We start from the raw sequence: 10,459 nt of genomic DNA on the forward strand, positions 1-10,459 counted from the left end.
AACCTATGAAGAAAATAAACAAAGTATGTAAATTGAATTGGGGTTAGACACTAAAGCCAGTAGTGATAAACTAATTTTCTAGCATTTAAATATGAAATAGATTAAATAAGATTCTTAATAATCTGCAATAATTGAGTTCTCATATCGCCCTTGCTTGGCTCGCCCTCAGCGTTGATCGCTACTTGGCCTGAGCAGTATAACGTACCTTCCGGATTTTTAATTTCTGCTGCTTGTACTGAGTTGCTGTACTCGCCCCATTCCCACTGATCAAATGTTTGTTTTTCCATTTTTTTAAAATTAGATTTATTTATTTAAAGCAAAAAAAGGAGCTTTAACGATAGCAGTATGTCGTAGGTAAATTTTTTTTAAAAATATTTTCTTAGGCTTAGTTGAAGTAAAGGCAGCTACTATCTCGGGTCAATAGCATACCTGATAGGGTTAATTTGAGATAAAATTTTTAAATGGTTCTGTCAATCTCTTAGCCCTGCAAGCAGGTAACCTCTAAGTTCATCTTTTAAAAAGACAGGTTCGATAATTTGTGCAACATCTGCAAACTTCATAAACCAGCGTGCGAAAGCGGTAGGGTGGCCTCTGTACTCAAAATACATAGTCGAGCCTAATTCGGTTATGACTTCATTTTTATAGCCATAGTTTTGCCTTTCCCAAAAAAGATAATGTGCGAATTTTCGGTCTGCGCTTACCGTGATCTTCGTTATGGACGAAGGCATATTATCGTTTCTAAGTTTATCAACGGGTAAATGTTTTATAGTGAAATCTTGCTCGGTTATGAAAACTTTTTTTACACGGTCGAGCCTAAAATTACGGTAGTCTTGCCGTAAATGACAGAAAGCAAGAAGATACCAGAAACTGCTTTCATAAAATAAACCTAATGGCTCAATCTGTCTCGTGACAGCGCTTAGATCAACACTCTTAACATAAGATAGATTTGAGATTTTCTTTTTAACTATACTTTGGAGGAGTAAATTAATTACATCAGGCAGGTACTCATCAGCGTTCAGCCCTCCCGATACTTCTAATTTATCCTGCCAGTTAAGAAGATCATCTTTTTGATGGAGCTGAAAAGAAGCCTTAACTTTCATCAATGCAGCTTCAAAATGCTGCTTTATGAATTGTGTTTCATGTTGTTGCATGATTTTCTCAGCAATCATCAGACTTAATACTTCTTCCTGCGTGAACCGCGAAGGCTGGATTCGGTAACCATCTATAATGGAATACCCACGGGCCGCTTCATATGCTATAGGAACTCCTGCCCCTTCAAGTGCTTTAAGGTCACGATAGATCGTTCTTCGGCTAATTGAGAAAAGTGTCTCCAACTCTTCAATAGTTATTATAACCCTTGATTGAAGAATAAAAAAAATCCTTAATATTCGGTCGAACCGTTTTGTGATTTCCATATCAGATGGAAGCAAAAATAACTGAATTTGAACAAATTACGCATAGTCAAGATCGAAATTGCTTGGGGACAACTCCATCTTTGGAAAATCGAATGACTTCTTCAATACGTTTTTTCCTGGTTTCTTCCCTCTTGGCAAATACAAGCCATTGTAGTATAGCCTTAGTTACCGATTTGCTTAACTTTGAAAAGAATTGCCAGCCAACATGTTCATTTTCAAAAGCAAATTTTAAATCTGAGGGAATATTAAGTGCATCAACATCATCTAAGATAGACCAACTTCCATTAGACTTTGCAAGCTTGATGCACCTGATTCCAGCCGGAGTCATTTGCCCTGAGACGGTTAACCGCTCTACTTTTTCTTTGTTAATCTTCGACCATGTGCTCAGGGATTTCCGCTTACAAAAATATTGCTTGAATTTATTTTCATCGATGGATCTTGCAGTCCCATTTATCCAACCATAACAGATTGCTTCATCTACAGCCTCATTTATTGTTATCGTGGGCATTGCTGACTGTAGCGTATAATACACTATCCAGACAGAGTTTACTTTGGTATGGTTGTCATCTAACCATTTACTCCATTCCTGTCTGTTTCCAGGGGCAATTAAATCTTCCTCCACTAGTTTTTTCACAAGGTATTAAAATCTTAAGGACTTATCACCAAGTTTAGTTGGTGGTTATCCGTGATCACTTTTAAAATAAAAACTTGGTATAGTATTGAATTATAGATTAATACTATAATATTTAAACTCCAAATTGTCTCAAATGATGGTCAAAATGTTTCCACTGCATAGTGGCCCATTCAATCGGTGTCAATGATCCGAAGAATATTTGAGGTCGTTTTGTACATTTAGCAGGCCCACCCTCTGAAAAAGCGATTATATGTTTTGAAACTTTGGCTACCTCTACTTCCAAGTTGCGCTCATCTTTTATCATATAGCTTTTATCGGTACCCATATTCTTAGGCATAGGATCGTTGCTAACTATACCTTTTTTAAGGAAAAAGCCTATAGCCCGCAAATAGAACGGCAACATTTTCGGAGCGGTTAAACCCATAGCCGTCTCAAGAGATGCATTACAATGAGCAACCATCTGGCCAACTTCCATCTTCCCCCATAGCCTTTGGCTTTCAGGAGTTAATTTATTAAGTCTTTCAATAATTTTTGCTGTATCTGTGCTGTCAAACAAATTATTCATATTCTTTTCTTTTTTTCAAAGATAGATTCATCCTGTGACAACGGTTTGTCAATGGAAATAGAAATATTTTTAAAAAACATGCACCAGATAGTTTTAGCTATTAATAAGTTCGAAATTATGTAAATAAATTTAGCCTATTTATGTTAAGTATTAAATAGTGGATCTGAAATAAATTTTTATGTAATAGTGTAATTGCGGTTATCAAATACTCATCTCATTTAACATCAAAAAACGGTGGGATAATGATAATGGGTTACACGCATAACTTCGCTTTTATGTAATCTTGATTATATGGAAATTTGCCTCAGCAAAGACGTCTACCAATCCTATATTTTTTGTCCAAGATGGCATATAGGTTTGCCAATACTTCCTTATGTGGCTCGTTCTGTTTCAACTCCCAGCTACAAACTGTAGTGCCATCAACCCCTAGAATCTTTCATAATTATTTTTGGGTTAGCCCATTGATGTGTCTATACGCTTTAAACCTTCCTTAACGAGTAGTCAAATCAAAATCCTGAAAACTTAGTATCGGCAATACGAAATACCACGTAATGACCAAACATAATTTCGATAATCCTTTTGATTTGCCATAACCATTTTATGGTATTAAATGTGACAAAGATCATCCTATCAATGGGGGTGGGTTTGTTAACAACTGTTCCAGTTTTGCAATAGTCTTGCGGAACGGCACAGTGCTTCCTTCTTCAACTTTCTTTATATGCGCAGCGTCCATTCCGAAGATCACTCCGAATTTTTTATAACTCAGCCCGTGCCGATATCGATATTCCTTCAACTTGCCTTGAAATGTGCTAATATCAAACTGCCATGGAGAGTATACTAGAAACGTAGGTATCCGTGGATCGTATGAGACTTTGGGCTCACTCGGGTGGTTCTCCCAATACCTTATGCAATCTTCGACTACGACTAGTGACCTCGCGACCACCGCCTGTGACATGTTTAAATCCATCCTTCTGCGCCGTAAATATTCGCCCAACGTGAAGGGCTTATTTGGAAAGCTGAATAGGCGCGGCTTAGATGTACTCTTATCGTACCGCAAACAAAACAATGCATGTATGGCGAATTGGCTAACTTACATTGCCTCGCTCACGAAAGGTTTCCCTATATGAGTTGTTATTCAGAGACAACAAGTAACAGTGGTTGTTCACGGCAATTCTCGAGCCATTTTCTATCTGATTCGCGTTTAATCAAGGATTTGGCAAAAAAAATAGCGCAGCATTCAACACCTATTAGTTGCACCATTTCTGCTTAATGATTTACTGTATAGTTTCAAAATACTAAACAGTATTATTTGATTAGGTCTGTGCATTATTTAAATAGTATTTTTTTATTATCAGGATGGCAAAAGAAATCATAAGGCACCCCACGCTTGCCCAAACTACATTTTGGATACCGTATGATGAAATAACTTGTCCGCCCAGAAGAGCTCCTGCTGTAACGGCAAAATTTCCACAGGACGTGAAGATGCTATTTATAAATTCGGGAGAATCTGATGTCGAAGAAGTAATATTGATATTGCTGATTAGAAATCCACCAGAGTGAACCAATCCCCAAAATGAAATAAGTAATATTACTGGAATAAACACACCGCCAAAAATATTTAGTAATACGTGAATACTTCCTAATAGAATGATAAACGACAGTGTTGTTCCATATGGATATTTTCCCATCAGGCTACCTGCCAAATTATTACCAATAACGCCAATAAGTCCAAAAAGAAAAAACATTAGACTTGTTTTATCATTATCAATCAAGGCTACTGATTTTAAAAATTCAGCCATATATCCATAGGTTGCATACATCGCCGTTATGATAAAAAAAGCCAGAAGTATGTTGACCCACAAAAGTCTATTGTTCAAGACTTTCTTTTTTGAATAGCGTACTGATGGGATATCTTCATTTGTGTTTGGAAGAAATACTTGCAAACCAATAAGAGCGATCACATTAATAAAGCCAGTAATAAAAAACGACCATTGCCAATTAATTAAGCCGGATATAAATGTGGCTATAGGCACGCCTAAGACAGTTGCTATAGTAAGTCCTGAGAATATTACACCAACAGCCTTTGATTTGTCTTCCGATTCTGAATTCTTTTCCGCAATTGATAATGCAATAGACCAGTATACAGGATGGAAAAATGCAGGAAGCATTCTTACAACCAATAATTGATAAAAATTGTTGGCAAAACCAGAGAGAACGTTGCATATAAAAAAGAGCAACAATGAAAATAATAATAGCTTTTTCTTGTTAATGGATGATGAAACTAATACCATCAACGGCCCGAAAACTGCAACTACAAGCGCAAATGCGCTTAGCAGCCAACCCGCCTTTTCAATTGATACATGAAAAGTATTGGCTAGATCTGGTAATACCCCGATAACCCCAAATTCAGTTGTAGTAATACCGAACACGCCAAAAGCAAGCACATAAAGATTTTTTTTAGATTTCATTTGTTGTTTTTTTTTTTGCAAATTTGCTAAACGAACTATTATCCAGAGTTATACTTACCATTATGTTCGATACTCACCTTTTGGATAGTGTAATTCGAAAACCCTAACGATGCCTGAATTTTTTCACGACAAACGACTATATTATACACCAATAGAATTTGCTCTTAGTCATCTTGGTGGAACTTGGAAGATGCCGATTCTATGGCGTTTACAAGAAAAAGCTCAGCGCTTCAATGAACTCAAAAAGGATATACCTCACATAACCGACAAAATGCTGACAAGCCAGCTGAGGGAGTTAGAAAGCAAAGGACTAATAAATAGGGAAATATTCCCGGTAGTACCGCCGAAAGTGGAATATAGCCTAACGAAAAAAGGAATGAAGGCTATCCCTGTCATTGAAACAATTATGAATTACGGTTATGATCTAATTCAAGATTCAGGAATTGAGTTTCCGCCAAAAAAAGCATAATGATCTTTATTTGAGACCTACCAAATCTTATTAGCCTTCGCTAACGCACATATGCCGCATGTGATTACAAACAATAGAAGGGTATTCATTGTAATAAATTAGAAATAACCACTTGCCGACGCTGAAGGATTTGATGCATGACAACCAACTTGTGAAGATTGCAGATTTTTTCAACCGTAAACAAACAAGAGAAGACATTTATAAATCAGAAGCTAATCCTCAATCCCCTGCAGCATTACATCCAGTTTTTTCAGCATTTTCTTATGAGGCTGATTTTCGCCCAATTCCCAGCTACAAATAGTACCCCCATCAATCCCAACAATTTCACCTAATTTCTTCTGGCTGAATCCATTCATGAGTCGATATGCTTTTATTTTTCCTCCAAGCGTTGCAAAATTAACGTCAAACGGTAAGTATTCCAAAAATTTTATAATCTGAGGAAAAAATTGAACTTGGGGAACACTTCTATTTCTTTCCCAATTTGTAATGCAATCTTCAGTAACTCCGCAAATCCTTGCCACTTCTTTTTGAAGTAACCTAAGTTGCATTCTTTTCTTTCTTATAGGATCACCTATAGATACAGGGATTTAAGGATAGGAAATAGGAATTGGTTAAGCTGGGTTCCTGGCACATCCATCCAGAAACTAAAGAATTTACCTATAACGCGACACTTGCTAAAATCTTCGGGTACGAGGGCGAAGCAGCCGTGACCTACGACCAGGTCATTGCACAGGTGACTGAAGATTAGCTACCAACGATTCTAGCTGAAATTGAAAAAGCCACCACAATGGGCCGAGATTATGACGTCACCTAAACTCAGCTCGGGTTCAATGACCGGGAAGTGATCTGGTTGCGCTCGCTCGGAAAATTAAGCCAGGACCAGCAGGGTAATTTTAGCGTATTTTCCGGATTTGTTATGGACATCACAGAACAAAAGTAAGACGAAGCGCGGAAAAATGACTTCATCGGGATGGTCAGCCATGAACTCAAAACCCCGCTCACTTCTCTTAACGGCTACATACAAATGTTGCAACGAAAATCACAGCAAACCCAAGATAACTTTACTTCAAACGCACTGGATACTGCGGCGAAACAGGTGCAGAAAATGACTACCATGATCAATGGCTTCCTGAATCGCTCCCGACTGGAATCCGGTAAGATCATCCTACACAATACTAATTTTGACATACATGAGGTTATTGCTGCAACCATTGAGCAGACCAGGCAACTTGAATCCAGCCACCAGATAAACTTCCTAGTATCAGCGCCAGTCAACGTTTATGCTGACCGAGATAAAATCGCCAATGTGATTTCCAACTTCCTCAGCAATGCCATTAAAGACGCCCAAACCATAGGGCTATCGAAGTCCGCTGTGAGATCTTTGACAAATCAGTAACCATCATCGTAAGAGATCAGGGTATAGGTGTTAAACAGGAAGACAAGGAAAAACTGTTTGAGCGCTTTTACCTGCCATATAGTAATAATACTATTTCAGGCTTTGGGATTGGACTATACTTGAGCGCAGAAATCATAGAGCGTCACGATGGGGAGATCTAGGTTGAAAGCGAAATCGGAGAAGATTCAATATTTTAGTTCAAAATTCCAATAATACCCACTTTGATCCCTGAAAAAAATCATCTCGAATAAACTCGAAATTAGCACCTAATTTTAGGTTGACTATACAGTGAAATAATAACAAGGATTAATACATCGAATCTAGCTTTTCCAATATTGCCTTGTTTGGTTTGTTTTCTTCTAATTCCCAGCTACAGACTGTGGCTCCGTCAACTCCTATAATTTGTCCTAGTTGTTTTGGCTTAGCCCATTAATGTAGCTATGTGCTTTAAGTTTCCCTGAAAGAGTGGTCAAATCCACCTCAAATGGCATGTAACCCAAAAAATCTATAATACGCGGAAAAAATTGTATTTGAGGAGTATTCCTGTTTTTTTCCCAATTTGTAATGCAGTCTTCGGTAACTCCACAAATCTTTGCCACGTCTTTTTGAAGTAATTTTAGGTCCATTCTTTTCTTTCTTATATGATCAACTATTGATACTGGGTTTTTAGGATAAGAATTAGGCATTGGTTTTGCGGTTTGGCTTTTAAAGCGCAAACAAGGCAACGCAGGAATGTCGAAGTGGCTACCTTACGTTGCCTTGTTCACGAAGGGTTCTTTAATTGTGGTTATTCTGAGACAACAATTAACAGTGGTTGTTCTGTAATGCATATTATCAAAAACTCATCATCGAAAACTAAAATTTCGATTTGAATAATGAAATGAGTCTATGATAATCACCTGAAAAAAATATTCCAGAGTTAATGTGGATAGGTTTGCTTTTTACATCTCACTGGTATTTTATAAAGTTTAATTATTGAGAAACGAATAATGATAGATACATCAAGAAATAAATACTACTCATTACAGCTTATATTATTTGTATGATACTAAAAAACATTGAAGTCATTGGCAATTATTATACTTCTAACTGATAAATTCTGGATTCTTCCTCCCATGGGTGATATCCTTGTCCAATATACTTAAATCCGTATTTCTCGTAATAACCGATGTGATCTGTGCATAAATTGAGGTGCTTAAATCCAGCAGCTTTAGTGTCTGATTTCGCTTTATCAATCAATAATGCTCCATAAGCATTCCCTCTATGTTTTTCTTCAATAAATATCGCGCAAATCCAAGGATATAAATCCATTCTGCTAATAAAGTCGTTTGTTATTAATCCCGCGCAGCCAATTATTTCTCCACCTTTTTCTAATAAGTACCATTGAGGTAAAAACTGTTTTGCGCTTAAACAATTTGATATACAATTTTCATAAATAATAGGCGAAATATCCTGCCAACTTTCTTGTAAATATTTTATTGCGATCTCTTTATATTCTGGGTTATGTCTGACTGATAGTATTCTCATTTCTAATTGGCTATTCATTATCTACTTCTAAAAAAGTTAAGAGATGTTATGTAGTAAAGGACAAATTTTATATGTGCTACGAGCAAAATTAGAAAATTCTTCAATATTCCCTTTTTACTTAAAACGGTGGAATAACGATAATGATTACAACATCAAGTCTAGCTTTACCAGAATCGTCTTATGTAGTTTGTTTTCCTCCAGTTCCCAGCTACAAACTGTAGCTCCATCAACGCCGAGGATTTTTCCTAGTTGTTTTTGGCTAAGCCCATTAATATATCTAAGTGCTTTTAACTTCCCTGAAAGATTTGTCAAATCAACATTGAATGGTAAGTATCTCAAAAAATTACTAATACGGGGATAATATTGAATTTGAGGCGTATTCCTGTTTTTTTCCCAATTTGCAATACAATCTTCACTAACTCCACAAATCTTTGCCAGGTCCTTCTGAAGTAGATTTAATTCCATTCTTTTCTTTCTTATATGATCACCTATCGATACGGGACTTTCAGGATAGGAAATAGGCATTGGTTTTCCGGTTTGGCGTTCAAAACGCAAACAAGGCGACGCAGGAATGTTGAAGCGGGTACCCTACGTTGCATTGTTTGCGAACGATTCTCTTTATGTATGGTTAACCGGAGATATGTTTACAAATTCTTTAGGTGATTCCAAATAATAAAAAATCACTATCAAAAAATAAAACAAGCATGCTAAACAAATGACATCAACCCCAGGTTACGTGAGATAATAATCCCAAAACCCTGGTTAAGATTAGGAAACCAATCTTCCACAATAAATATTCCGATTAACGGGAACGCCCTAGTTCCAGCATTGTCTTAATATTTCGTTAAAAATATTCGATCTGTTACTTTGATTTCAGTTTAAGTTGACTAATGAGTACTAGTATGGTGAATCTCAGACCACATCGGTAAATATTAATATCTGATTAGGTCGAAATGTTTGCAAACTGCTTATTGCCCCGGGCTCTAAACATAAATTACCCATGACGGTATTATTATATGCAAAAATTGTATTTAGGAATACAGCAGTTTTCTTCCTAATTTGTAATGCACTCTTCATTAACACCTAAAATCCTGGCCATGTTTTTTATTAGCTTAGTTGCAATTCTTTCCTTTCTTATCGGATCACCAATCGATACTGTATTTCAAGGATAGTTCAAGCAAATCACGATTATTATTATCTTTCGCCTTGCCTTTAACTTGTTTTCCACTACCTTTGCAGCAAAATGATAAACCGTATAATTGCTATAACACTACTTTTAGCATTGATAAGCACTAACTTATCACGGTTTTTTGTTTATGCTGAATTTAAAGCTAATCAAAAATACATTGCTGCTGCACTTTGTGAAAACAGAGACAAGCCGCAAATGCATTGTAATGGTAAATGTTACCTGATGAAAAAGCTTAAAGACGCGGAAGAAAAAGAAAAAAAGCAGGAAGAGGCTAGCCAGAAAAAAGGCGGACAGGATGCATTTATTCTGAATAGTCCATTGGTGGTTTCGTTCTATGAATCCACTTCAACAAAGCAAAAGCCATCCTTCATTTTCTTTCAACTTCCTAAAATTAGCTCAGAGATACTTCATCCACCACCTGCCAAGTTTTTTTCTTAAACACAGGCTTTAGATATAATCACGTAATTCATATTCCAAGATTGGAATTGTCTTGCTTGACTATAATTCTATATTCACGTCATTGTACCAAAAATTCTTAATTATGGCAACAAGTCTAACCTTGTTGTAATCATTAACAATAATTAAAATTTGCATGAAGCAAATTATTATAACATTGTGTGCGCGCTAAATTCAAATTGAAGGGATCGTTGTGATTATTGACGATACTTCATCACTAAAAAATAAATACTGAAAATGAAAAAATTATTATCTATTATAGGTTTATCCACATTATTATTTACATCATGTTCAAAAGACAATGACACTACTTTGGTAGAAGCAGACGGCAAAGCAACTG

Annotated in this window: 14 protein-coding genes; 5 read left to right on the plus strand and 9 right to left on the minus strand. The window is 36.4% G+C overall.

The annotated features are described in order from the left end of the window. Nucleotides 1-101 precede the first annotated feature (101 nt). From IM797_RS19915 to IM797_RS19935, 5 genes are all read right to left on the minus strand, one after another. Nucleotides 102-287: a RidA family protein gene (locus IM797_RS19915; protein ID WP_194128926.1), complete on the minus strand. Its 186-nt coding sequence runs from the start codon at nt 285-287 to the stop codon at nt 102-104. A gap of 183 nt (nt 288-470) precedes the next feature. Continuing rightward, on the minus strand, nt 471-1,415 hold the full coding sequence (locus tag IM797_RS19920; protein ID WP_194128927.1) for a YafY family protein: 945 nt from the start codon (nt 1,413-1,415) through the stop codon (nt 471-473). 46 nt (nt 1,416-1,461) lie between these two features. After that, nucleotides 1,462-2,049: a YdeI/OmpD-associated family protein gene (locus IM797_RS28765; RefSeq protein WP_194128928.1), complete on the minus strand. Its 588-nt coding sequence runs from the start codon at nt 2,047-2,049 to the stop codon at nt 1,462-1,464. A gap of 112 nt (nt 2,050-2,161) precedes the next feature. Next, nucleotides 2,162-2,614, minus strand: a complete 453-nt coding sequence (locus IM797_RS19930) for a DUF1569 domain-containing protein (protein WP_194128929.1) — start codon at nt 2,612-2,614, stop codon at nt 2,162-2,164. Between the two features lie 1,313 nt (nt 2,615-3,927). After that, nucleotides 3,928-5,082 (minus strand): MFS transporter, encoded by a 1,155-nt coding sequence (locus IM797_RS19935; protein ID WP_194128930.1) that lies wholly within the window; start codon nt 5,080-5,082, stop codon nt 3,928-3,930. Nucleotides 5,083-5,191: 109 nt separating this feature from the next. Between IM797_RS19935 and IM797_RS19940 the strand changes: the two genes are divergently transcribed. Beyond that, entirely contained in the window at nt 5,192-5,551 is a 360-nt protein-coding gene (locus IM797_RS19940) for a helix-turn-helix domain-containing protein (RefSeq protein WP_194128931.1), read from the plus strand. 212 nt (nt 5,552-5,763) lie between these two features. Here the strand turns inward: IM797_RS19940 and IM797_RS28770 are convergent, their stop codons facing one another. Continuing rightward, nucleotides 5,764-6,138 carry a helix-turn-helix domain-containing protein gene (locus tag IM797_RS28770; RefSeq protein ID WP_370583103.1) on the minus strand — a complete coding sequence of 125 codons (375 nt, stop codon included), beginning with the start codon at nt 6,136-6,138 and terminating at the stop codon, nt 5,764-5,766. Nucleotides 6,139-6,158: 20 nt separating this feature from the next. On the opposite strand from IM797_RS28770, the gene IM797_RS19950 reads away from it, so the two are divergent. The 3 genes from IM797_RS19950 (at nt 6,159) to IM797_RS28775 (ending at nt 7,108) form a co-directional block, all read left to right on the plus strand. Then, nucleotides 6,159-6,299 (plus strand): hypothetical protein, encoded by a 141-nt coding sequence (locus IM797_RS19950; protein ID WP_194128933.1) that lies wholly within the window; start codon nt 6,159-6,161, stop codon nt 6,297-6,299. Between the two features lie 216 nt (nt 6,300-6,515). After that, a complete protein-coding gene (locus IM797_RS19955) occupies nt 6,516-6,947 on the plus strand; it encodes a sensor histidine kinase (protein ID WP_370583104.1) in 432 nt (143 codons plus the stop codon). Nucleotides 6,948-6,952: 5 nt separating this feature from the next. Further along, nucleotides 6,953-7,108 carry an ATP-binding protein gene (locus tag IM797_RS28775; RefSeq protein ID WP_370583105.1) on the plus strand — a complete coding sequence of 52 codons (156 nt, stop codon included), beginning with the start codon at nt 6,953-6,955 and terminating at the stop codon, nt 7,106-7,108. A 246-nt stretch (nt 7,109-7,354) separates the two neighbouring features. Here the strand turns inward: IM797_RS28775 and IM797_RS19965 are convergent, their stop codons facing one another. The 3 genes from IM797_RS19965 to IM797_RS19975 form a co-directional block, all read right to left on the minus strand. Next, the gene (locus IM797_RS19965) at nt 7,355-7,633 is read right to left on the minus strand and encodes a helix-turn-helix transcriptional regulator (RefSeq protein WP_228098975.1); all 279 of its coding nucleotides are present in this window, start codon (nt 7,631-7,633) and stop codon (nt 7,355-7,357) included. A 391-nt stretch (nt 7,634-8,024) separates the two neighbouring features. Then, the gene (locus IM797_RS19970; RefSeq protein ID WP_228098976.1) at nt 8,025-8,492 is read right to left on the minus strand and encodes a GNAT family N-acetyltransferase; all 468 of its coding nucleotides are present in this window, start codon (nt 8,490-8,492) and stop codon (nt 8,025-8,027) included. Between the two features lie 126 nt (nt 8,493-8,618). Continuing rightward, entirely contained in the window at nt 8,619-8,999 is a 381-nt protein-coding gene (locus IM797_RS19975) for a helix-turn-helix domain-containing protein (protein ID WP_194128935.1), read from the minus strand. An 886-nt stretch (nt 9,000-9,885) separates the two neighbouring features. Between IM797_RS19975 and IM797_RS28445 the strand changes: the two genes are divergently transcribed. Further along, nucleotides 9,886-10,101, plus strand: coding sequence for a hypothetical protein (locus IM797_RS28445; protein ID WP_228098977.1), 216 nt, complete (start codon nt 9,886-9,888; stop codon nt 10,099-10,101). Nucleotides 10,102-10,459: the final 358 nt, after the last annotated feature.

The sequence above is a fragment of the Pedobacter sp. MC2016-24 genome, from assembly GCF_015223055.1.
In the GTDB taxonomy this organism is placed as follows: Bacteria; Bacteroidota; Bacteroidia; order Sphingobacteriales; family Sphingobacteriaceae; genus Pedobacter.

Bases quoted from the DNA above. Each gene is read 5' to 3' on its own strand.
- IM797_RS19915 (WP_194128926.1), bottom strand. From the start codon at position 287: ATGGAAAAACAAACATTTGATCAGTGGGAATGGGGCGAGTACAGCAAC.
- IM797_RS19920 (WP_194128927.1), bottom strand. From the start codon at position 1,415: ATGGAAATCACAAAACGGTTCGACCGAATATTAAGGATTTTTTTTATT.
- IM797_RS19930 (WP_194128929.1), bottom strand. From the start codon at position 2,614: ATGAATAATTTGTTTGACAGCACAGATACAGCAAAAATTATTGAAAGA.
- IM797_RS19935 (WP_194128930.1), bottom strand. From the start codon at position 5,082: ATGAAATCTAAAAAAAATCTTTATGTGCTTGCTTTTGGCGTGTTCGGT.
- IM797_RS19940 (WP_194128931.1), top strand. From the start codon at position 5,192: ATGCCTGAATTTTTTCACGACAAACGACTATATTATACACCAATAGAA.
- IM797_RS19965 (WP_228098975.1), bottom strand. From the start codon at position 7,633: ATGCCTAATTCTTATCCTAAAAACCCAGTATCAATAGTTGATCATATA.
- IM797_RS19970 (WP_228098976.1), bottom strand. From the start codon at position 8,492: ATGAATAGCCAATTAGAAATGAGAATACTATCAGTCAGACATAACCCA.
- IM797_RS19975 (WP_194128935.1), bottom strand. From the start codon at position 8,999: ATGCCTATTTCCTATCCTGAAAGTCCCGTATCGATAGGTGATCATATA.
- IM797_RS28445 (WP_228098977.1), top strand. From the start codon at position 9,886: ATGAAAAAGCTTAAAGACGCGGAAGAAAAAGAAAAAAAGCAGGAAGAG.